Annotated in this window: 19 protein-coding genes; 3 read left to right on the top strand and 16 right to left on the bottom strand. The window is 60.3% G+C overall.

The genetic code is table 11. The features are described from left to right. Window positions 1-235 precede the first annotated feature (235 nt). A complete protein-coding gene (locus tag JOE39_RS07260) occupies window positions 236-1,717 on the top strand; it encodes a glycosyltransferase family 39 protein (protein WP_032662413.1) in 1,482 nt (493 codons plus the stop codon). 19 nt (window positions 1,718-1,736) lie between these two features. Here the strand turns inward: JOE39_RS07260 and JOE39_RS07255 are convergent, their stop codons facing one another. From JOE39_RS07255 to JOE39_RS26290, 9 genes are all read right to left on the bottom strand, one after another. Next, complete coding sequence (locus JOE39_RS07255) at window positions 1,737-3,131, bottom strand: UDP-glucose/GDP-mannose dehydrogenase family protein (RefSeq protein ID WP_032661832.1); 1,395 nt, start codon at window positions 3,129-3,131, stop codon at window positions 1,737-1,739. Beyond that, window positions 3,109-3,513, bottom strand: a complete 405-nt coding sequence (arnF, locus tag JOE39_RS07250; protein ID WP_003396894.1) for a 4-amino-4-deoxy-L-arabinose-phosphoundecaprenol flippase subunit ArnF — start codon at window positions 3,511-3,513, stop codon at window positions 3,109-3,111. Before arnF ends, JOE39_RS07255 begins: the two co-directional genes overlap by 23 nt. A 26-nt stretch (window positions 3,514-3,539) precedes the next feature. Continuing rightward, entirely contained in the window at window positions 3,540-3,884 is a 345-nt protein-coding gene (gene arnE, locus JOE39_RS07245; RefSeq protein ID WP_032661829.1) for a 4-amino-4-deoxy-L-arabinose-phosphoundecaprenol flippase subunit ArnE, read from the bottom strand. After that, the gene (gene arnT, locus JOE39_RS07240) at window positions 3,881-5,530 is read right to left on the bottom strand and encodes a lipid IV(A) 4-amino-4-deoxy-L-arabinosyltransferase (RefSeq protein WP_032661826.1); all 1,650 of its coding nucleotides are present in this window, start codon (window positions 5,528-5,530) and stop codon (window positions 3,881-3,883) included. Before arnT ends, arnE begins: the two co-directional genes overlap by 4 nt. Then, a complete protein-coding gene (arnD, locus tag JOE39_RS07235; RefSeq protein ID WP_210077618.1) occupies window positions 5,530-6,411 on the bottom strand; it encodes a 4-deoxy-4-formamido-L-arabinose-phosphoundecaprenol deformylase in 882 nt (293 codons plus the stop codon). The genes arnT and arnD overlap by 1 nt, the downstream gene beginning before the upstream one ends. Next, complete coding sequence (gene arnA / locus JOE39_RS07230) at window positions 6,411-8,405, bottom strand: bifunctional UDP-4-amino-4-deoxy-L-arabinose formyltransferase/UDP-glucuronic acid oxidase ArnA (RefSeq protein WP_032661823.1); 1,995 nt, start codon at window positions 8,403-8,405, stop codon at window positions 6,411-6,413. The genes arnD and arnA overlap by 1 nt, the downstream gene beginning before the upstream one ends. Continuing rightward, complete coding sequence (arnC, locus tag JOE39_RS07225) at window positions 8,402-9,415, bottom strand: undecaprenyl-phosphate 4-deoxy-4-formamido-L-arabinose transferase (protein ID WP_122220007.1); 1,014 nt, start codon at window positions 9,413-9,415, stop codon at window positions 8,402-8,404. Before arnC ends, arnA begins: the two co-directional genes overlap by 4 nt. Then, window positions 9,412-10,560, bottom strand: coding sequence for a UDP-4-amino-4-deoxy-L-arabinose aminotransferase (gene arnB / locus JOE39_RS07220; RefSeq protein WP_210077620.1), 1,149 nt, complete (start codon window positions 10,558-10,560; stop codon window positions 9,412-9,414). Before arnB ends, arnC begins: the two co-directional genes overlap by 4 nt. Window positions 10,561-11,493: 933 nt before the next feature. Continuing rightward, window positions 11,494-11,643 (bottom strand): hypothetical protein, encoded by a 150-nt coding sequence (locus JOE39_RS26290; protein WP_229636577.1) that lies wholly within the window; start codon window positions 11,641-11,643, stop codon window positions 11,494-11,496. Between JOE39_RS26290 and JOE39_RS26285 the strand changes: the two genes are divergently transcribed. Then, entirely contained in the window at window positions 11,584-11,913 is a 330-nt protein-coding gene (locus JOE39_RS26285; RefSeq protein WP_324294174.1) for a DUF2946 domain-containing protein, read from the top strand. The genes JOE39_RS26290 and JOE39_RS26285 overlap by 60 nt on opposite strands. Before the next feature lie 108 nt (window positions 11,914-12,021). Then, entirely contained in the window at window positions 12,022-13,416 is a 1,395-nt protein-coding gene (locus JOE39_RS07210) for a PepSY-associated TM helix domain-containing protein (protein ID WP_024664350.1), read from the top strand. 95 nt (window positions 13,417-13,511) lie between these two features. On the opposite strand, the gene JOE39_RS07205 is transcribed toward JOE39_RS07210, so the two are convergent. From JOE39_RS07205 to JOE39_RS07175, 7 genes are read right to left on the bottom strand one after another with little or no spacing between them, the layout of a single operon-like run. Beyond that, a complete protein-coding gene (locus tag JOE39_RS07205) occupies window positions 13,512-15,107 on the bottom strand; it encodes a gamma-glutamyltransferase family protein (protein WP_170855954.1) in 1,596 nt (531 codons plus the stop codon). Window positions 15,108-15,138: 31 nt separating this feature from the next. Then, entirely contained in the window at window positions 15,139-16,011 is an 873-nt protein-coding gene (locus JOE39_RS07200) for an ABC transporter permease (protein ID WP_003410575.1), read from the bottom strand. Beyond that, a complete protein-coding gene (locus tag JOE39_RS07195) occupies window positions 16,011-16,955 on the bottom strand; it encodes an ABC transporter permease (RefSeq protein ID WP_017279132.1) in 945 nt (314 codons plus the stop codon). Before JOE39_RS07195 ends, JOE39_RS07200 begins: the two co-directional genes overlap by 1 nt. Before the next feature lie 28 nt (window positions 16,956-16,983). Beyond that, complete coding sequence (locus JOE39_RS07190; protein WP_122220008.1) at window positions 16,984-18,486, bottom strand: ABC transporter substrate-binding protein; 1,503 nt, start codon at window positions 18,484-18,486, stop codon at window positions 16,984-16,986. Beyond that, a complete protein-coding gene (locus JOE39_RS07185) occupies window positions 18,483-19,616 on the bottom strand; it encodes an oligopeptide/dipeptide ABC transporter ATP-binding protein (protein WP_096133549.1) in 1,134 nt (377 codons plus the stop codon). Before JOE39_RS07185 ends, JOE39_RS07190 begins: the two co-directional genes overlap by 4 nt. After that, entirely contained in the window at window positions 19,613-20,629 is a 1,017-nt protein-coding gene (locus tag JOE39_RS07180) for an ABC transporter ATP-binding protein (RefSeq protein WP_210077622.1), read from the bottom strand. The genes JOE39_RS07185 and JOE39_RS07180 overlap by 4 nt, the downstream gene beginning before the upstream one ends. Next, window positions 20,626-21,363, bottom strand: a complete 738-nt coding sequence (locus JOE39_RS07175; protein WP_003401136.1) for an FCD domain-containing protein — start codon at window positions 21,361-21,363, stop codon at window positions 20,626-20,628. Before JOE39_RS07175 ends, JOE39_RS07180 begins: the two co-directional genes overlap by 4 nt. Window positions 21,364-21,536 lie beyond the last annotated feature (173 nt).

Genomic DNA, 21,536 nt, shown 5'->3' with positions numbered 1-21,536 from the left:
ACTGCAAAAAAAGTGAACTGATGTATTAAATGGGGGGGCGATTATCGCTCCCCATTTTTTTTTGTTTTCATAGAGCTGCAATGAAGTCTGAACAGTGGCTGAACTGTTCACGATCACGGCTGGGATTTCACCCTGAAGGCTTCATGGGTCAACACATTCTCAACAATAACCCTCTTATACTTTATCGCTCCGATTGTATGTCTCCCCCTTCCACGTCGCTGCGGTCATTCCCTTGATAACTTCTCGCGTGCTGTCGCCATTGCTTTTGCTGTTGGGCGTGTTGCTGTTTTTTATCGCGCTGGGCAATCACCAATTACAAAACTCGACAGAACCCCGCGTGGCCGGCATTGCCATGGAAATGCACCTGAGTGGCAACTGGGTTACCCCGAAACTGAACGATCAACCGTTCCTGGAAAAACCGCCGATGAGCGTCTGGCTCGACGCTGCGTCCATCGGGGCGTTCGGTGCGACTCCCTGGGCGGTCAGGCTTGCGTCCGCCTGTGCGGGGCTGTTCAGCGTGTTGCTGCTTTACAGCATGCTGCGTCGCTTCGGGCGACCTGCCTCCATAGCGTGGGTGGCTGCATTCATGCTTGCGACCCAGGCCAGTTTCTGGAGCAATTCGCGGCAGGTGGGCGAGGACGCGTTGCTGGCGCTGGGTGTGAGCATGGCGTTGCTGGGGTTCTTTTGCGCCAGTCAGCGTCTGCGCAGCGACGGATTTCCCGCAGGCGCCTGGCTGCTCTTCGTAGTGGGGATCGCGCTGGCAACCCTGAGCAAGGGCGTGCTGGGCCTCGCGATGCCGGGTGTGGTCATTTTCGCCTGGCTTGTGTGCCAGTCGGTGCAGAGCAAACGCATTGTTCTCGCCCACTGGCTACGCCCGGCGATGTTCACCGTCCTGGCTTTGGTGCCTTTGCTGGTATGGCTGTATTTTCTATACGGGCAGGGCGGTACGCAGTCGTTGAAGGACGTGCTCTGGACCAACAGTGTCGGACGCTTCAGTGGTTCGTTCGAAGAGGCGGGGCATTACGAGCCCGTGCATTACTATCTGAGCAAACTGCCTGAAGCGTTTTTGCCGTGGAATGTGCTCGTCTATCTGGGGCTGTGGCATTTCCTCAAACAGCTGCGGGCCAACCGTTACCTGCTGTTTTTCAGCCTGTGGCTGATCGCGCAGTTCCTGCTGTTGTCGCTGGCCTCGAGTAAACGCATGGTTTATCTGATGTCACTGGCCCCTGCGGCTGCGGTCATTGCGGCGGAATATACCTTTGTGTTGGGCGAGCGACTCAAGGCGCGCTCGCAGCGCTCTCCGTATGCGGCGTTGGTTGTACGAAACGCAAGGGCGATGACGGTTGCCGCTGCCGTTTTGATCGTGGCGGGGTATCTCGGCGCAGCCATATGGCTGGAACCGCGAGCGGACCGGCAGTTGTCGTTCCTGCCGCTGACTGACAAGGTCCATTCCCTGCAAGTCCAGGGACGGCACGTCGCCTTGTTTCAGCCCAGTGAACGGCTGGCAGGTGCCAGCGTGTTCTACAGCCAGAGCTTGCTGGATACATTCATATCCAGTGCTGACCTGAGCAGCTTTCTGACCCGTGCCGACGGCAATGTGGCGATCATGGAAAGCCTGCAGCCTCCCGAACCACCCTTGCGAGTGGTCGACAGCGTCAAGGTCGGCGAGCGTATCTACTATTTCGTCAGCCAGGCTCCGGTGACTGTCGGCAACTGACGGCCACCGGAGCAGCCCGTTACACGAACTGACTGCTGACAAGCGAGTTACAGGCCGTCCACTGCTTTTGTGGGATTGGCAGGTCGCACGATTCGCCACGGCCGATGGGGAAGTAGTGGAAGCCGCGTTTTGCCAGTCGTTCAGTGTCGTACAGATTGCGTCCATCGAAGATGATCGGCGCGTTCAGGCGTTGCTGGATCAACTCGAAATCCGGGGCTTTGAACTGTTGCCATTCAGTGCAGACGATCAATGCATCGGCCTCGTTGAGCGCGGACTCCGGCGTGCCCATGAGCATCAGGTCCTTGCGATGGCCATAGATGCGCTGGGTTTCCTGCATGGCCTCGGGGTCGAACGCCCGCACGCTGGCGCCAGCCTCCCATAACGCTTCCATGAGTACGCGGCTCGGGGCATCACGCATATCGTCGGTGTTGGGCTTGAACGCCAGGCCCCACAGGGCAAAGGTCTTGCCGCGCAGATCGCCCTGATAGAACGCGTTGACCCGCTCGAAGAGTTTGTTCTTCTGCCGTTCGTTGATGGCCTCGACCACCGACAGCAGATCGTTGGAGCAATGAGCCTCCCGGGCGCTGTGAATCAACGCGCGGATGTCCTTGCCGAAGCATGAACCGCCGTAACCGCAGCCGGGATAGATGAAGTCGTAACCTATCCGTGAGTCGGCACCGATGCCCAGCCGCACCAACTCGACGTCCGCGCCCAGATGCTCGGCCAGTTCGGCGATCTGGTTGATGAAGCTGATCTTGGTTGCCAGCATGCAGTTGGCGGCATACTTGGTCAGTTCGGCGCTACGCAGGTCCATGAACATGATCCGCTCATGATTGCGGTTGAACGGCGCATACAGCTCGCGCATGACGTTGCGCACGGCTTCATTTTCGCAGCCGATGACAATACGGTCCGGGCGCCGGCAATCGTTGACCGCCGAGCCCTCCTTCAGAAATTCCGGGTTGGAGACGATATCGAACTGCAGCAGCCGGCCCGCCTGACGCAGTGCCTGATCGACGTGGTTGCGCAAAGCGTCGCCACTGCCGACCGGCACGGTGGATTTCTCGACGATGATCAGCGGTTCGCGCCGATGCCGGGCGATGGCTTCGCCCACCGCAAAAAAGCCGCTCAGGTCGGCCGAACCATCAGCACGAGAGGGCGTGCCGACCGCGATGAACAGGACCTCGGCATGTTCCACTGCCAGTTGCTCGTCAGTGGTGAAACACAGACGCTGCTGGTCCAGGTTTTCACGCACCAGATTGGCCAGTCCTGGCTCGTAGATATGCACCTGGCCCTGACGCAACTGGTCGATCTTGGCCTGATCAATGTCCATGCAGACCACATCGTGGCCGACTTCGGCAAGCACGGTCGCTTGTACCAGGCCGACATATCCGCTACCGAAAACGCTGATTTTCATGGGGAAGATCCTGAGGTGATGGCCGGGGGACGCGCCGAAGGTTGATGATCAAGACACCTGCCACGATCAGGGTGACACCCACAGTTTTCGATACCGTGAATGTCTCGTGGAAAAACGGCAGTGCTGCGGCGAGCGTATAAACCAGCGCGTAGCTGATGCTGAGCAGCGAATAAGCACGGCTCAGGGGCAAGACCCGAAGAGCCAGCAACCAGAAAAGCATGGAGAGCGCATAAGCGGTGATCGAGGCGCAGACGACCATCAGGGCACTGAGATCGAGCTGCGTCGAATTGTGCAGTTCGAGCGAATGAGCGGGCGAGGGCAGGCGGCTCATGCTCCAGCGCATACCCAGCTGTGCCGCGCTGACCAGCGCCACACTGGCCATGGCGCACAGGGTTGCCCGGCAGCGGGTCACGCTTGATGCCCCAACTGAAATACCCCGACAAGAATCAGCGCAATACCCAGCCAGTGCTGTGCGTCAACCGGCTCGTCGAACACATAGCGCCCCGCCAGCGTGATCAGCACGAAGTTAACACCCAGCATCGGATAGGCGATGCCGACGTCCAGGCGTTGCAACACCAGCAGCCAGACCAGCAGGCCCGACCCAAGGCAGGCCAGCGCCAGCCACAGCCACGTTGAGCGCAGCGCTACAAACGCGCCGGGAAATGCCCCGCGCCAGTCTTGTACCGCGCACTTCTGCGCGATCTGGCCCAGGCAGGTCAGCAGGCATGCGCTTGCCAGCATCAGCCAGGTCACGATGCCGACTTCTCGTAAATGAGGATGGCCAGGTTGCCTTCGTCATAGCGCTGACCATCCTTGGGAAGACTTTCGAGCTCTTTCAGTTCCTCATCGCTCTTGCCGCGCATGATGACGCCGACCCGGCCTTGGCTGCGGGCGTTCTTCATCCAGGCATCAATGTCCTGCAGGCGGACTTCTCGACCCTGCACATCGGGATAGCCCAGGCCGTATTCCAGCTCGCCCCAGGTGTTGAACAGTGCAACATCAGGCCGTTTCAGGCGCCACGCCAATGCCGAGGCAGCGCCCAGGTCGTTGCTCAGCAGATGCGTGCAGTCCGCCAGTTCGGCCTGGTGCCTGACGACGAACGGGTCGGGAGTCTTGTTGTTGATCACATCGTTTGGCAGCGCAGCGGGCAGCAATGCGATCAGCAGCCAACCGCCCAACGCCGGCGTGGCCCAAAAGGTCAGGGGGCGCAAGCCTTGCAGGGCGTTGGCGAGTGTCCATCCGAGAAGCACGATGACCGCCAGTGACAGATGCATCGGTTCGTTTTCGTAGACGGGCTGCTTGAGTTGAAGGTAGATCAACGCTAAAAGCCCAAGAAAAGTGACGGTCGCGTTGAATATTCCGTTCGCGCGCAACGCTGTGCTGTGGCCTCGATCGAGGCGCTCGACCAGAGTGTTTGCCATCAGCAGCGCCAACGGCAGCAGACACGGCAGTATGTAGGTTGGCAATTTACCTTTGCTCAGGCTCAGAAACGCCAGTGGCAGCAGCAGCCACAGCAGCAAAAAGGCAATGTCAGGGTGGCTTTTTTCTTGCCATGCCTGTTTCAGTGTTACCGGCAGCAGCAGTGCCCACGGCACACAGGCCGCCACCAGCAACGGCATATAGAACCACCAGGGCTGGGCATGCTGGGCATTGTCCCCGGCAAAGCGGCGAATATGCTCGTGCCAGAAGAAGTAGCGCCAATAGTCGGGCTCTTGCTGGTGGATTGCCAGCGCCCACGGCAGGCAGACGGCGATGGCAATCAAGATTGCAAGCGGGCCGAATTTGAGTAGCTCGGCCAGGCGTCGCTGGCACAGCATGTAGGGCAGGGCGATGATGACGGGCAGTGCCCAGGCGAGAAAGCCCTTGGTCATGAAGCCCATTGCGCAGGCCACGCCGACTGCCGCCCATGCCGCTAGACGCGCTCGGCCGATGCTGTGCACGGCGTACCAGAATGCCAGCAGTGTCACGTTGGTCCAGAGGGTGAATTGCGGATCAAGATTGGCGTAACCGGCCTGGCCGGCGATAAAGCCGAAGCTCATGAACAGCAAGGCGCTGGCGAACTGCTTGCGCGGGTCGTTCCAGATCTTGCCGGCCAGTAGATAGGCCAGCAGCACGCTCAAGCCGCTTGCCAGTGCCGACACAATGCGCACGCCGAACAGGTTCTCGCCAAAGACCTGCTGCCCTAGTGCAATCAGCCAGTAACCGGCAGCCGGTTTTTCGAAGTAACGCAGCCCCATGAAGTGTGGCGCAATCCAGTTACCGCTGTGGAGCATTTCCTGGCTGATCTGCGCATAGCGGGTTTCATCGGGAATCCACAGGCCGTGAAAGCCCAGCGGCAGCAGATAAGCCAGCACGAACGCCAGTAACAGCAGCGCAAGATGACGATGCCTGACGTGCATCACTGCTGCACCCCCAGCCAGCCTTCGCGGCCGGGCAGGTGGCCGCGAACGATATGCCCGGAAGGCAACCGTTCGATGGCATCGGGTAGCAGATGGCCCAGCGGCGCGAAGTGGATGCCTTGGGTATTGGCCCGCTTTAACAGTTGCCTGAAACCTTCGGCCATGATGATCCCTTCCACTTCGGCGTGAAGGGTGTAGACATTGAGCCGTCGTGCGGCGAAGCGGCCGAGAATGTAGTCGTTGAACGCATTCGGCTGCAGGTGCGGGCCGATTACTTCATCGAAGGTCGGCAAATCCACCGGAACCTGAGCGGTACCGAGACTACCGTGGACCAGCAACGGGCGAAACAGACTGGCGCCACGGCAGTCACTGTTGTAGCGAAAGCCAAACGCCTCTTTGGCCTGCACAATGCGCTGGTCGGCGCGCCAGCCTGCCGCTGCGGAGCACACCACCGGGTGGCCGAGGATGTCGCTCAGGCAGTCGACCCCACGGTGTATCTGGGCAGTCAACTGTCTGTCGCTCCAGTGTCCGGCATTCGCTTGCCAGCCATGATGATCCCAGGCATGCAGGCCGATTTCGTGACCTGCATCCAGCGCGCGGCGCATCAGTGGGCCAAGGTCACGGCCGATCGGTTTGCCCGGCCATGCAGTACCGGCCAGCAGAATATCCCAGCCATACAGGCTCGCCGCCTTGGAGCGAAGCATCTTCCAAAAGAACGTAGGCCTTACCAGACGCCACAGATGGCGCCCCATGTTGTCGGGTCCGACACTGAAAAAGAAGGTCGCCTTGACCTGCGCTTCGTCGAGTATGTCCAGTAGCCTGGGCACGCCCTCACACGTGCCCCGGTAAGTGTCGACATCGATTCTCAAGCCTGCCTGCATCAGCACTGATCCGCTTTTTCAGCCATGGCTTCGCGCAGGAAGAAATCCAGGGTTTTGCCGATGGTCTCGCTCAGCTCGATACCCGGCGTCCAGCCAATCAGCTTTTTGGCGTTGTCGATGCTCGGCGTGCGATGGCTGACATCCTGATAGCCCTTGCCGTAGAAGGACTGGCTTTCAACTTCACGAAAGCCCGCAAAGGGCGGGAAATGGCCGCGCAACGGATGAGCTTCGAACTGGCGAAGCAGCTCTTCACCTAATTGACGGATGCTGGCTTCGTTGTCGGGGTTGCCGATGTTGATGATTTGTCCGTTACAGCGCCCATCACGGTTTTCGATGATCCGCGCCAGCGCCTCGATGCCGTCGACGACATCGGTGAAACAGCGCTTCTGGGCGCCGCCATCCACCAGGCGAATGGGCGTGCCTTCGACCAGGTGCAGGATCAGTTGGGTGATGGCCCGCGAACTGCCAATGCGCGCCGAGTCCAGGCGGTCCAGACGCGGTCCCATCCAGTTGAATGGGCGAAACAGGGTGAATTGCAGGCCTTTCTGGCCATAGGCCCAGATCACCCGGTCCAGCAGCTGCTTGGACACCGAGTAGATCCAGCGCTGCTTGTTGATCGGGCCAACGATCAGGTTGGAGGTGTCTTCGTTGAAGTTTGCGTCCTGGCACATGCCATAGACTTCGGACGTGGACGGGAAAATCACGCGCTTGTTGTACTTCACGCAGTAGCGAACGATCTTCAGGTTCTCTTCGAAATCCAGCTCGAAAACCCGCAGTGGATTGCGCGTGTATTCAATCGGCGTGGCGATGGCCACCAGCGGCAGCACGACATCGCATTTCTTGATGTGGTATTCGATCCATTCGGTATGGATGCTGATGTCACCTTCGATGAAATGAAAGTTCGGCTTGGCACGCAGGCGCTCGATGGCGTCCGAGCCGATATCCATGCCGTAGATTTCGTAACGGTCATCCTGCAGTAGACGCTCTGACAGGTGGTTGCCGATGAAGCCGTTGACGCCGAGGATCAACACTCGGGTGCGACGAACCGACCGGCGCTTTGCCTTGTCGAGCAGTTGTGAGCCTGCTACCAACCCGAATTCGCGCGCCAGTTGCGCACCACTGAGGTACAAGCCGCTGTCACCGCGTTGCCCTGCGGTGATGACCAGCGAACCCTCGCCACAGGCGATACGCAATGGCTCGTGACTGATGACCGTGCCGGGCGCCTCGCCATTGCTGCTCGTGTCCACGCTGGCAGCCCAGACGATCAGCTTGTTGTCACCGACCGGGCAAAACGCGCCAGGGTAGGGCTGTGTTACCGCGCGGATCAGGTTGTAGAGCTGGGTAGCCGGCAGCGACCAGTCGATCAAACCGTCGGCCGGGGTGCGCCGACCGAAATACGTCGCACGCGATTCATCCTGGGGCGTAGCTGGCAGTTGCCCTTGCGCGGCCAGCAGGGGCAGTGTTTCGCAAAGCAGGTCAGCGGCGGCGTCACGCAATTTGCCATGCAGCGTCAAGGCAGTATCGGTGGCACTGATCGACACTCGCTGCTGAGCGACTATCGGCCCGGCATCCGCGCGTTTGACCATCTGATGCAGGGTAACGCCGGTTTCACTTTCGCCGTTGACCAGCACCCAGTTGGCCGGCGCGCGTCCGCGATAACGCGGAAGCAGCGAGCCATGCAGGTTCAGCGCAGCTTTTTTCGCGCAGGCCAGCAGCGAATCGCCGAGCAGCTGGCGATAGTAGAAGGAGAAAATGAAGTCCGGCGCCAGTTTGCCGATGCGCTCTACCCATAGCGGGTGATTCGGGTCCTCGGGGGCATGCACCGCAATGCCGTGCCGGGCGCACATCTGCGCCACAGAGCCGAAAAAGGTTTTTTCTTTGGGGTCGTCGGCATGGGTGAACACCGCCGCAATCTCATAGCCTGCGTCCAGCAACGCTTGCAGGCCGACACAGCCAATATCGTGATAAGCGAAAACGACAGCTTTAGTGCTCATGGCGCGACCTTGTTCATATAGGGAGTTACAGAGGAATCAATGTTGTCGGTGGCAACCGGTGACGAGCTGCGCACGACCTTTTCGATAAAGAACCGAGGACGCGCACGCACATCGCTGTACATCCGGCCCAGGTATTCACCCAGCAGTCCCATGCCGATGAACTGCCCGCCGGTGAATACGAACAGCACGGCAAACAGTACGAACATGCCGTCCCCGGCCCATGACGCGCCGAAGATCAGGCGCAGAACGATCAGCAGCGCCGCGAACGAGACACCGAGCAACGCCATGCTGAAACCGATGATGCTGAGCAGGCGCAGGGGCGTGGTGGTCATGCAGGTGATCAGGTCGAACATGAGGTTGATCAGACGCATCGGGCTGTATTTGGAGTCGCCGTGCTCGCGTTCGGCGTGATCGACCAGCACCTCGGTGGTGTGTCGCGCAAAACTGTTCGCCAGAATCGGAATGAATGTGCTGCGCTCCCGGCAGGCGAGCATGGCGTCGACAATCGTGCGCCGGTATGCGCGCAGCATGCAGCCGTAATCGTTCATGGCCACGCCGGTGGAGCGCTGCACGGCCAGGTTGATGAGTTTCGATGGCCAGCGTCTCCAGGCGGAGTCCTGACGGTTGCTGCGCACCGTACCGACCACGTCGTATCCCTGTTCAGCGAGCTTTACCAGACGAGGGATTTCTTCGGGTGGATTCTGCAGGTCGGCATCGAGGGTGATGACCACGTCGCCCTGGCACTGCTCGAATCCGGCCATGATGGCTGCGTGCTGACCGTAGTTTCGATTCAGGATCACTGCGACAAAGGGGCTGTCGGCGCGCTCGGCAGCCCGCTGGAGGATGTCTGCCGAGTCGTCGCGGCTGCCATCGTCGACCAACACGATTTCGAAGCGGTGGTCGAGCTGTTCGCAGGCCGCTTCAGTGCGGCGCAGCAACTCTGGCAGGCTTTGTCGTTCGTTGTAGACAGGGATGACGATCGACACGAACTTGATGGGATACGGTTTCAATGGCTGGATTCCACGGTCGATTCAATGGCACCGACAACCCGCTCGACATCATCGAGGGTCATGTCGGGAAACAGGGGTATGGAGCACAGCCTTGATGAATTCCATTCCGTGTCGGGCAGGCAGACGTCGGGGAAACGCTTGCGGTAATAGCTGTGCAGGTGAGTGGCGATGAAGTGGATGCCGGTGCCGATGTTTCGCGCTTGCAAGGCCTTCATGAAGGCGTCGCGATCCAGCCCGCAGCGCTCGGGATCGATGCGCAGAATGAACAGGTGCCAGGCGTGTTGCTGGGCATGCCGGGGCAGGGCGAGAGGCAGAACGGGGCTGCTGGCCAGTCGTTCGAGGTAATGGCTGGCGAGTGCCTGACGCTGCGCATTGATTGCATCGAGGCGTTGCAACTGCACCCGCGCAATGCTCGCATTGATGTCGGCCAGGTTGTATTTGAAACCAGGCTCCATAACCTCGGCCTGGGGCTTGCGACCCAGGGTCAGGCGGTCGTAGGCATCGACACCCAGGCCATGAAATTTGAGCTGACGCACCCGATCAGCCAGTCGCGCATTGTCGGTGACCAGCATCGCGCCTTCGGCACAGGTCATGTTCTTGATCGCGTGAAACGAAAAGATCGCAGTGCCCTGCTGGCCGACCGGACGTCCCTGGTAACCGGTGCCGGCGGCATGCGCAGCGTCTTCGATCAAGGTGATGCCGTGCCGGTCGGCCAGCGCATACAGCGGGTCGAGATCGAATGCAGCGCCTGCGTAATGCACCGGCACGATCGCCTTGGTTCGCGGGGTGATGGCTTGCGCTATCAGCGCGGCGCTGGTCATCAGGGTGTCACGGTCGACATCGACGAACACCGGAGTGGCCCCTAGCAGGCAGATCATGTTGGCTGTCGACACCCAGGTTTGCGACGGCGTAATCACTTCATCGCCAGGCCCTACGCCCAGCGCCAGCAGCGCAACGTGCATTGCCCCGGTGGCCGAAGACAGTGCCACTGCATGCTGAGCGCCGACCCGCGCGGCGAACTCTTCCTCCAGCTTCTGACATTCCGGGCCAGTGGTGATCCATCCGGAGCGCAGCACGCGCGTTACCGCAGCAATTTCTTCATCGCCAATGGACGGCCGTGAAAAGGCAAGAAAAGTTTGACTCATCTACAGAGACTCTCCGATTGACGCAGCAGGGCCGAACATAAAAAAGTCACACCACGAGTGCGCGTGAGTGCGGTGAACTTGGGCGTTCAAATATGAAAATAATGTCTAGACGTCGTTGCTTTTTTGTATCGCCTGGCAGGCTTTCGAATCATAGAGTAGGGTGAAAGCCAAACGAACGACAACGCCGTTATGCGTCCATGTAGAATTATTAATCTGCCGTTCAGATTTCATCGAGCGCGTCATGAACAGACAGCTTTAGTTCAGCTTGCTCATGATAATCATGAAAAGTTAAAGCGGATGAAGTGTGTTGCAGTTGCAGGTTTTTTTAATGAAGCTTTCATGACCGGGGAATGGGTTTTGCGTTGTCGGACAGGGTCGAGCCTGAATCGAGAAGGTTGCTATTGACCAGGTTTCATTGGGGGGCAGCTTTTTTCTCGGTTTTTTTTAGACGCAGACGGTGCGTTTGCGGAAACCCCGGTCAGGAGGAAGCTTGCCGGGTGTAGAAAACATGACCGCTATCAAGTGATATATATAACCAGGCGGTAGGGTCGGGCAGTGCGGCAGAGAGAAAGTTTGCTGATAAGGAACAGGATGGTATAGGTAATCATCGAGAAATGTTTGGGTGAGTTATAAGGTCAAGGCAGTTTCATGCAGGCGTGCTGATGGTTGCGAAGTGTTCAAGGCTTACTTCATGTGCCTTTATATTCGACACGATCCTGTAAGGAGAGGGTACCGACGAAGTAGTTAACGATGTGTGTAGAACGACGGTCCGCTTGACTGCCATTGCCAGGTTTATTCGATGCAGCAAAGTAAAGGGCCACGCGGCGTGCCTTGCTTCGTGCGAACACGTGGCGGACTCGGCGGTTATCGATCCTGCGAAGGGCTGCCGACCCGCTCACCCCGTTCTGTCTAGTTCCGGCCAGAGATGTTAAATTAGCCGCCATGAACTTCTTCCGAACCCATTGCTCGCCCATTGCCTGGATACTGTACGCAGTTGTCCTGTTCAATGGTCTTGCGTGCAGCATCGGTCACGGCCAGATGATGGCCGCTTTTGCCGGCACTGCAATGGCTTCGGTTTCCCATGCAGATCATGGGATGTCTGATATGCATGCCGGGCATCACACGATGCACATGTCCATGCACGATTCTTCCAAGAAGATGGACATGTCAGGCAGCATGAAGGCGCAGTCGGGAGACTGTTCGTTTGCCGGAACACTGACGCTGGCGATGATTTTCTTCGTGGCGCTGGGCTGGCTGATCCGTGTCCGCCGTACTCGTTTTGTGTTGCCCGAACTCTGGCTCGGCAACCTGCCAAGGTACACCTTTCCGGGACTCAATCCACAGGCACCTTAGTGCCCATCGTGGACGTGTGAGTATCGCTCGCACGAACAACCGATAGTGTCTTTACAGCCTGCCGGAAGGTCATTCCGGCGGGGCGCGTTCATACGTTGGTGAGTCCCTATGTCTGCATCATTTTCAAGCCCGGAGCCACGGCCTTCCGGAGCATTTGTCGCCTTTCTGAAAAGGCTTCATTTTTACATCGGCGTATTCGTCGGTCCGTTTATGCTGGTCGCGGCCTTGAGTGGCGTCGTCTATGCACTGACCCCGCAGATCGAAGATTCGCTCTATGCGCATGCGCTACACACAGACAGTCGTGGCCCTGCGATGAGCTTGCAGGCTCAGATCCAGCGCGCGCAGGCATCGGCAGGTCCAGGCCTGAGCGTCGCCGCAGTGCGCCCGGCACCCCGGGAAGGGGATACCACTCGGGTCATGTTCAGCGATCCGGGCTTTGGCCCATCGGAGCATCGAGCGCTGTTCGTGGACCCGGTGAGTGGCGAAATTCGCGGCGACATGAAGGTCTACGGTACCAGTGGCATATTACCGCTACGTACCTGGATCGATCAGTTTCATCGGGGCCTTCTGCTGGGCGATGTCGGCAGGATCTACAGCGAGCTGGCCGCCTCATGGCTGTGGGTGGCTGCGCTCGGCGGTCTGGTGCTGTGGGCGGTTCGCCGTCGTCGGCAGAGTCGTGAACGCGGCAACGTGCGCCGCTGGCATGCAACCACCGGCGTATGGCTGTTGCTGGGCCTGCTGTTCTTCTCGGCCACCGGTTTGACGTGGTCACAGTACGCCGGCGATAACATTGGCGTATTGCGTGCGTACTACGGCTGGTCAACGCCCAGTGTGGCCACCTCATTGGGCAAGTCGGCGGCGATGCCAATGTCTATGCCCATGGACGAGCACGCCGAGCATCATATGCACATGGCGCCGACGACACAGGCGGCCGAGTTGGACCCTGCCTTGTTCGACAGTGTTCTGGCCAGCGCGCGTGCCGCACATATCGATGCTGCCAAGGTTGAAATCCGGCCATCCGCGAGCAATGACAAGGCCTGGGTAGTCAGCGAGATAGATCGCAGTTGGCCGACGCAAGTAGATGCTGTGTCGATCAACCCGCAAACACTGGACGTGGTGGATCATGTCAAGTTTGCAGACTATTCGCTGCCCGCCAAGCTCACCCGCTGGGGCATTGATGCGCACATGGGCGTGTTGTTTGGTCTGGCCAATCAATTGGTACTGGTGGTGTTCGCCAGTGGCCTGGCGGCCATGGTCGTCATGGGTTATGTGATGTGGTGGCGACGTCGTCCAATGCTTTCTCAACCACGCAATCAGCAGGCAACGCTCTTGAGTCTCTGGCGCTCGTTGAATCCGGGCGCGCAATGCGCGTTGATCCTGGTTGCAGTGTTGACTGGCTTTGCGCTGCCCGTACTGGGCTTGAGTCTGCTGGGCTTTATCATCCTGGACGCGCTACTGGGCCACCGGCGAGCCGCAAGACCCTTGGTCGAGGGCAAGGTGTAACCCTAAGGTGCGCGGATTACCAAGCGCATCGAGCAACTGATTCCCGACCAGGGCCGTCTGCTCGATGGCTTGTCAGTAGCGGATATCGCGGTCGCTCAATACGCTGCGACCGTTCCGTCCTTCCTCGGATCGGTCCCGCCCACGTATCCATGCGCGGTGCGCTGGATAATCTGCGCACCGCCGAAGGCAAACACGCCGCTCGGCTCTTCGACATCGATGTCGTGACCCTTGGCGCGCAGTGCTTTCACCACCTCGGGGTCAAACGCACGCTCCACGGCGACTTTCAGGCCGGATTCGATCCTCCAGCGCGGTGCGTCGGCAGCGGCTTGCGGGTTCTGTTTGTAGCGCAGGATGCGCATCATCATCTGCAAATGACCCTGCGCCTGCATCGGGCCGCCCATCAAACCGAAGGACATCAGCGGCGTGCCGTCGGCATTCATGACAAAACCGGGGATGATGGTGTGGAACGGGCGTTTGCGCGGCGCGACGTAATTGACGTGTTGCGGATCCAGCGAGAAGCCCGCGCCACGGTTCTGCATACTGATGCCCGTACCGGGTACAACCACACCCGAACCGAAGCCCATGTAGTTCGACTGGATGAACGAGATCATCATGCCGCTTTCATCCGCTGCCGACAGGTACACCGTGCCACCCGGTTTTGGCGAGCCGTGCCCGGGATTGGCGGCCTGATCGGTGATCAGCCCTGCGCGCTCCGTCAGGTACGCCTTGCCCAGCAAATCGGCTGACGGCACGCGCATGTGCTCGCTGTCGGCGACATGTTCGTCGAGGTCGGCCAGAGCCAGCTTCATTGCTTCCAGCACCGGGTGAACCGTCTCGAGGCTGTCCACCGGGTGTTCGCCGACGCCCAGTGCCTCGAGCAGGGTCAGGCCGGCAAGTGTGGCAATGCCCTGGCCATTTGGCGGGAGTTCATGCACGACAGCGCCTGCGTATGGCACCGACAGGGTGTCGATCCAGTCCACGGTGTGCGTCGCCAGGTCGTCGAGACTCATCACGCTGCCATTGGCGTTGGCATGGGCGATGATTGTTTGCGCCAGTTCGCCGCGATAGAACGCTTCGCCTTTGGTCTGCGCGATCAGTTCCAGCGTACGGGCGTGGTCCTTGAGCCGGATTTTTTCTCCGGCCATGGGGGCCTTGCCATCCGGCATGAAACACTCGGCAAAGCCCGGCTGATCCTTGAGCAGATGCGCGCCGCGTTTCCACAACTCGGCGATAATCGGCGTGACCTGATAGCCGTCGCGGGCGTAGCCAATCGCCGGTTCGGCCAGGGTCGCGAAGGGCAGTTTGCCGTAGCGCGCTGACAGCTCCACCCAGGCCGACACTGCACCCGGCACGCTGACTGCAGGCCAGCCGCGCTGCGGCATCTGGCTCTGGCCTTTGAAGTATTCGGGTGTCCAGGCTTGTGGCGCGCGACCGGAAGCGTTCAAGCCTTGCAGCTTGCTGCCGTCCCAGACGATGGCAAAGGCATCGCTGCCGATTCCGCAGCCGGTGGGCTCGACCACGGTCAGCACCATGGCCGCGGCGATGGCGGCGTCGACCGCATTACCGCCACGGCGCAGCATGTCCAGCCCGGCCTGAGCGGCCAATGGCTGAGAGCAGGCGACCATGTTGTTGCCCATCACCGGCGAGCGGGCCGACGCGTACGGTTGGTTGTAATCCAGATCATCGAACATAAGCGTTTCTCTTTGGCAGAAGACGAAAGGTTTAGCCCTTGGGGTCCAGCGCATCGCGCAGGCCGTCACCCAGCAGGTTGAAACACAGGACCGTGATGTAGATCGCCACGCCAGGCGCAATCGACATCCACGGAGCCTGCTCCATGAAATTCTTCGCAGTATTGAGCATCGAGCCCCAGGACGGCGACGGCGGTTGCTGGCCCAGGCCGAGGAACGACAGGCTGGCTTCGGCCAGAATCGCCGAGGCGATGGTCAGCGTTGCCTGCACGACCAGTGGCGACATCACGTTTGGCAGTACGTAACGCAGGATGATCCAGCGATCCGGCAGACCGATGGCGCGGGCACCTTCGAGGTAATCCTCGTGCTTGATCGACAGCACCTGGCCGCGGGTCAGTCGGGCAAAGATCGGCATCGCGGACAGGCCGATGGCGATCATCGCGTTGGTCAGGCTGGGGCCGAGAAAGGCGCCCAAAGCGATGGCCAGCACCAGAAACGGGCAGGACAGCAGCGCTTCCATGACCTGCGAAATGATCATGTCCAGCTTGCCACCGAAGTACCCGGCCAGCAGGCCCAGCGGCACGCCGATGAACATGGCGATGGCTACCGAAACACCCCCGGCCAGCAGCGAGCTGCGGGCGCCATACAGCAAGCGCGAGAACAGATCGCGCCCCAGTTCGTCGGTGCCCATCCAGTAGATCAACGAGGGGGCCTTGCGTACCGCGAGGAAGTTGGCTTTGAGCGGATCATGAGGCGCAATCCAGGGCGCCAGAACGGCCGCCAGGACAAACAGCAACAACACCGCCGCGCCAAGCACCGCGCCTTTGTTGGCCAGGAATTTCTTCAGAAAAGGCGAGCGACTGCGGGGCAGGATCGCGCTGTGCGAGAGGCTGGCAATAGCGGTCATCAGGCAGTCCTCAGACGTGGGTTGATCAGGCGATAAAGCACGTCGGCCAGCAGGTTCAGCATCAGGAAGCCAATCGCGACACACAACACCACGCCTTGCACCACGGCGTAGTCACGGTTGAACACGGCGTCGACGATCATCTTGCCGAACCCCGGAATGCTGAACACTTGCTCGGTCAACACCGCACCGCCGAGCAACTCGCCGAACAGCAATGTCGTGAGGGTGATGATCGGCATCAACGCGTTGCGCAGCGCATGCTTGAGAATCACTGTACGCGGGAACAATCCCTTGGCTCGGGCGGTACGGACGTAGTCAGCGCGCAGTACTTCCAGCATGGCGCTGCGGGTATGGCGCATGAGAATCCCCGAAAGCCCGGCACCCAATACGAAGGCAGGCAGGATCAGGGTCTTCAGGTTTTGCCCGAAGTCCTCGCCCATCGGCACAAAGCCGGAGGCGGGCAGCCACTGCAGTTTCACCGCAAAGACCATGATCAGCAGAATGCCCAGCCAGAAGTGCGGAATGGAAATCCCCGACAGCGCCACCACGTTGGCCCCGTAATCCACGGCGGTGCCTTTGCGCACCGCCGAAATGATCCCGGTGGGAATACCGATCAGCAGCGCAATCAGCAGGGCCAGCACCGCCAGTTCGAGGGTCACCGGCAGTTTCGACGCCAGCAGCGTGGTTACCGGTTGCTCGGTGCGCAGCGATGTGCCCAGGTCGCCGGTCAGCACGTTGCCGACCCAGTTCAGGTACTGCAACGGGATCGGGTCATCGAGCCGGTACTTGTCGCGCAGGTACTCCATGACCGCCGGATCGCGCTCTTCCCCGGCCATGGCCAGCACCGGGTCACCCGGCAGCAGCTTCTGCAGGGTGAAGACGAACAGCGAAACCAGAATCAGCGTCGGGATCGAGCTGAGCAGGCGTCGCAGGATGAACATCAGCATACCGGAACCTCGCAGGTGCGCCCGTCAGTCATGGCTTGAACGCGACATTGTTCAGACGAATCAGACCGTCCGGGTTAGGGACGAAACCGGTCACGTTGTTACGCATGGCAATGATTCGCGGGTCGAAATACAAGTAGGCGGTCGGTACTTCATCGGCCAGCAAGCGCAGTGCGTCGTTGTACAGTGCCTGGCGTTGTGCAACGTCGTTCACGGTGCGCGCCTTGTTGAGCAGTTCGTCGAGCCTGGCGTTGCAATACTTGCCGTCGTTCTGGCCGCCTTTGCAGGTCACGAACTGATGGATATCACCATCCGGGTCAGGACGGCCCGACCAGGCGCTCATGCCGATCTGGAAGTTGCCGCTCGCCTGTTCGCTGAGCATCGTCGCGTATTCAGTGGCAATCAGGTTGACCTTGAAGCCCGCTTCCTCAGCCATGGCCTGAATGATCTGCCCGACCTGTTGCGCGATGGGGTTGTTGGCCACTTTCAGGTCCACCGCCAACGGTAGTTTCACCCCGGCCTGCGCCAGCAGCGCCTTGCTTTTCTCGACATCGCGAGCCGGGATCGGCAGTTCCTTGTCGTAATACGGGCTGTTTTTCGGGAACGGTTGAGCGCTTGGCGCGTACAGACCCTCGAACACCACCTGATTGATGGCGTCGCGGTCGATGGACAGCTCAAACGCCTTGCGTACGCGCTTGTCGTTGCCCATCGGCGAGTTGGCTTTTTCACCATTGCCGATGTTGAACATCAGCTGCATGTAGCCCAGGCCCGGTGTGTTGTAGATCGCCAGTTTGCTGTCGGCCTTGACGGTTTTCACATCGGTTGGCGCAACACGCTCGATGATGTCCAGATCGCCGGAGCGCAGGTTGGCCAGACGCACCGAGGTGTCCGGAATCGGCAGGAACACCACTTTGTCGAAGTGATACGCCTGTTTATTCCAGTAGTTTTCAAAACGTTCCAGCACGATTCGATCCTGCTGCACGCGCTGGACAAATTTGTAAGGACCGGAGCAGACCGGGTTGGAGGCGAACTCGCCTTGCGCAGCTTTCGGCGCGAGCATCATCCCGGCACGGTCCGATAGCTGAGAAACCAGCGTGGCATCGGCTTGCTTGAGCTTGATGGCGACGGTTTTTGCGTCTATCACCTCGACGCTGTCCACCGAGGCCAGCTCGCTTTTGCGCAGGGAGTCGGGGAGGGTGCGGGCGCGGTCGAGGTTGAACTTTACCGATGCGGCATCAAAAGGTTCGCCATCGTGGTACGTCACGCCTTCGCGCAACGTCATGGTCAGGGTTTTACCGTCTTCGCTCCAGTTCCAGGCAGTGGCCAGTTGCGGCGAGTAGGTCAGGTCCGGGTTGACGTCCACCAGTTTGTCGCACAGCGCGGTGTACACCAGACGGCCTGAGTAGGTGCGCGAACGATGCGGATCCAGCACATCGGGATCGTCCTGAATGCCGATGCGCAACGTCGATTCGGCGAAGGCAGCATTGGCGGCCAGCAATAACAATGTTCCTGTCACGACGCGTGCGATTTTCATGGCTGGCTCTCCACTGCAAGGGATTGATGGTGCTTGAACAGATTCAGGCGCTGGGTGTAAGCAGCGCTGGGTGTCGGAAGGATCAGCGTGGCGCTGCCTGCGTTGGCGATTTCACGCCAGAAGTGGCAGGCGACCTGGCGTTCGGCCTCGACGGTTTCCATGACCGGCGCAGCCTCCTTGCACAGCGCACGGGCGTGCGGGCAACGGGTATGAAAGCGGCAGCCCGAAGGCGGGCGGCTGGGGCTGGGCATATCGCCACCGAGGAGCGGACGCGGCTGGCGCAGGTCAGGGTGGCTGACCGGCACGGCGGCCATCAACGCCTGGGTATAAGGGTGCAACGGGTTTTCGAACAGCGCGTCGACCGGCGCCAGTTCGACGATTTCACCCAGGTACATCACCGCCACGCGGTCGCTCATGTGGCGAATCACGGCCAGGCCATGGGCAACAATCACCAGGGTCAGGCCGAATTGATGCTTGAGGTCTTCGAGCAGGTTGACCACTTGCGCCTGCACCGAAACGTCCAGTGCCGAGACCGGCTCGTCACCGAGGATCAAGCGCGGCTCGGAAGCCAGTGCGCGGGCGATGCCGATGCGCTGGCGCTGACCACCAGAGAATTCATGGGGATGCCGACCACCCTGTTCAGGAGCCAGACCTACCGTGCGCAGCAACTCGGCGACCTTTGCCTGGCGGTCGCTGCGGCTGGCCTGGCTGTGCAGCCAGATCGGTTCGCCAACGATGGATTCAACGGTCATGCGTGGATTCAGCGAGGCGAACGGGTCCTGAAAGATGATCTGCAAGTCTCGGCGTACCTGACGCAGCTTTTCCGGTGTCAGGTTGGCGAGGTTGCGGCCCTCGTAAATCACGTCACCCGCAGTCGGTTGCAGCAGGTTGAGCAGCAAGCGGCCAAGCGTGGATTTGCCCGAGCCGGACTCGCCGACCAGTGCCAGCGTCTCGCCTTTGCGGACCGACAGGTTGACCTCATTGACGGCCTGTACCGGTGGCTTCTTCGGCTGCAAAAAACCGCTTTCCACGGCGAAGTGCTTGCTCAGGCCGATGCCTTCCAGAATGGGTTTCTGCGCGTTGCTGTCGGGGCTGACGCGCCCGGCGATGTCAGGTTTGGAAAGGTTCACGCACTGACTCCCACATGCTGTTCCAAAGGCGCACGGATGCACGCGGCGAAGTGTCCGGGGGACAACTCAAGCAGCGGCGGGCGTTCGTCTCTGCATTGCTGGATTACGAACGGACAGCGTCCGGCGAAACGGCAACCGCCGGGCATTTCTGCCGGCGTCGGCACTCGCCCATTGATCGTTGCCAGGCGGCCTTCACGAGGACCGATCGAGGGCATCGAGCCCATCAGGCCGATGGTGTACGGATGCTGCGGATCGTCGAACAGGGTTTTCACCGGGCCGCTTTCCACGACGCGTCCGGCGTACATGACCATGACCTCATCGGCGACTTCGGCAACCACGCCCAAATCGTGGGTGATCAGAATCATCGCTGTGCCGGTCTCGGTCTGCAGGTTGGCGATCAGCGAGAGAATTTGCGCCTGAATGGTGACGTCCAGCGCAGTCGTCGGTTCGTCCGCGATGATCAGCGCCGGGTCATTGGCCAGCGCCATGGCAATCATGGCCCGTTGCCGCATGCCTCCCGAGAGTTCATGCGGGTAGGCGTCCAGCCGCTGGCGAGCGTCCGGCACGCGGACTTTTTCCAGCATGTCCAGAGCCCTCTGGCGGGCAGCCTTGTCTGAGAGGCCCTGATGACGCATCACGCTTTCAGCGATCTGTTCGCCGATGGTGAAGACCGGATTGAGGGAGGTCATCGGCTCCTGAAAGATCATCGCCATGCGATTACCGCGCACGTCCAGCAGGCGCTCTTCGGACATGCCCAGCAAGGCTTCATCGATCAGCAGCGAGTCGCTGGCATCTACCTTGGCCGTCGTCGGTAACAGGCCCATCAGGCCCATTGAGGTCACGCTCTTGCCGCAGCCGGACTCGCCGACGATGGCCAGGGTCTTGCCGCGCTTGACGGAAAACGATACGCCGTCGACAACATTGGCGGGCGCACCGGCAAAGCGTACGGTCAGGTCGCTGATGCTGAGCACCGTGCCGTCGCCGTTTTCTGTGAGGTTGGCAGTGGCGCTCATAGGCTGGCTTCCAGGTCTTGGTTGATGACGGTGTTCAGGGCCTGTTGCAGCGCACGTAAATGGCCGCGCATGGCGGTGGCGGCCTTGATCGGATCGCGGCTTTCAATGGCGCTGACGATGTCGTCGTGATCGTGGCTGTAAGTGTCGAGGCGGTCGGCATTGCGTGCCCGGTGACGCAAGTCGCGCCAGGCCGGGTCCAGACGGATCGCATCGAGCATTTCGAAGATGTCGAGCATCAGCCGATTACCCGCCGCTTCGGCAATGGCGCGGTGCAGTGCGCTGTCCCACAGCTCAATGCCTTCGGCATCGGTCTGCTCGGCGACCTGCTGGCGAGTGGTGCGCTCTGCAAGACGGCGCAGAATCGCCATCTGTTCACCGTTGGCCCGTACCGCTGCCAGTGAGGCAAGTGCCGGCTCCAGGTGCAGACGCGCTTCCATGACCTCGGTGAAATTGGTCCGGCCGGAAAGCCGCGCGAAGCTCATGGCAGCACTGGGTGGCGTCGGTCCGACAAAGGTCCCTTTGCCTTGTCGGCGCCAGACCTGGCCTTCGGCTTCCAGCACCGACAGGGCGCGACGAACTGCCCGTCGGCTAACCCCGAAATCGGCCGCCAGATCCCGCTCGGTAGGCAATGCCCGTTGGGGGAATGCTGCATGCTGGGCAACGATCTGGCGCAACGCATCCAGCGCCAGTTTCGAAGAGTTGTCGATAGGGATGTCAGGGTCGAACCTTTGCATCGTGGTACTCGCGCCAGACCAAAAAAAGATGCCCTGAACTGCCCCTAGGCAGAGGTTCCAGGCAGAAGGGCTGGTGCAAGAGCGATGCCAATGAAAATTGGTTCGGTTAATTTTGAGCTACAAGATGACCAGCGACTGGCGACGATCAAGCCTGGCGGGCCAATGTTCAAAGG

Source organism: Pseudomonas sp. PvP100, from assembly GCF_017833055.1.
GTDB lineage: Bacteria > Pseudomonadota > Gammaproteobacteria > Pseudomonadales > Pseudomonadaceae > Aquipseudomonas > Aquipseudomonas syringae.
Note: the sequence above shows the minus strand (reverse complement) of the source record. Positions and strands in the feature narration are given on the sequence as shown.

Excerpts from the sequence above, each read along its gene's own strand:
- JOE39_RS07255 (WP_032661832.1), bottom strand. The coding sequence starts at position 3,131 with ATGAAAATCAGCGTTTTCGGTAGCGGATATGTCGGCCTGGTACAAGCG.
- arnF (WP_003396894.1), bottom strand. The coding sequence starts at position 3,513 with ATGGCCAGTGTGGCGCTGGTCAGCGCGGCACAGCTGGGTATGCGCTGG.
- arnT (WP_032661826.1), bottom strand. The coding sequence starts at position 5,530 with ATGCACGTCAGGCATCGTCATCTTGCGCTGCTGTTACTGGCGTTCGTG.
- arnD (WP_210077618.1), bottom strand. The coding sequence starts at position 6,411 with ATGCAGGCAGGCTTGAGAATCGATGTCGACACTTACCGGGGCACGTGT.
- arnA (WP_032661823.1), bottom strand. The coding sequence starts at position 8,405 with ATGAGCACTAAAGCTGTCGTTTTCGCTTATCACGATATTGGCTGTGTC.
- arnB (WP_210077620.1), bottom strand. The coding sequence starts at position 10,560 with ATGAGTCAAACTTTTCTTGCCTTTTCACGGCCGTCCATTGGCGATGAA.
- JOE39_RS26290 (WP_229636577.1), bottom strand. The coding sequence starts at position 11,643 with ATGGGAAACCGAAGCCATTGCAGTGCCGGCAAAAGCGGCCATCATCTG.
- JOE39_RS07210 (WP_024664350.1), top strand. The coding sequence starts at position 12,022 with ATGTCTGCATCATTTTCAAGCCCGGAGCCACGGCCTTCCGGAGCATTT.
- JOE39_RS07205 (WP_170855954.1), bottom strand. The coding sequence starts at position 15,107 with ATGTTCGATGATCTGGATTACAACCAACCGTACGCGTCGGCCCGCTCG.
- JOE39_RS07200 (WP_003410575.1), bottom strand. The coding sequence starts at position 16,011 with ATGACCGCTATTGCCAGCCTCTCGCACAGCGCGATCCTGCCCCGCAGT.
- JOE39_RS07195 (WP_017279132.1), bottom strand. The coding sequence starts at position 16,955 with ATGCTGATGTTCATCCTGCGACGCCTGCTCAGCTCGATCCCGACGCTG.
- JOE39_RS07190 (WP_122220008.1), bottom strand. The coding sequence starts at position 18,486 with ATGAAAATCGCACGCGTCGTGACAGGAACATTGTTATTGCTGGCCGCC.
- JOE39_RS07180 (WP_210077622.1), bottom strand. The coding sequence starts at position 20,629 with ATGAGCGCCACTGCCAACCTCACAGAAAACGGCGACGGCACGGTGCTC.
- JOE39_RS07175 (WP_003401136.1), bottom strand. The coding sequence starts at position 21,363 with ATGCAAAGGTTCGACCCTGACATCCCTATCGACAACTCTTCGAAACTG.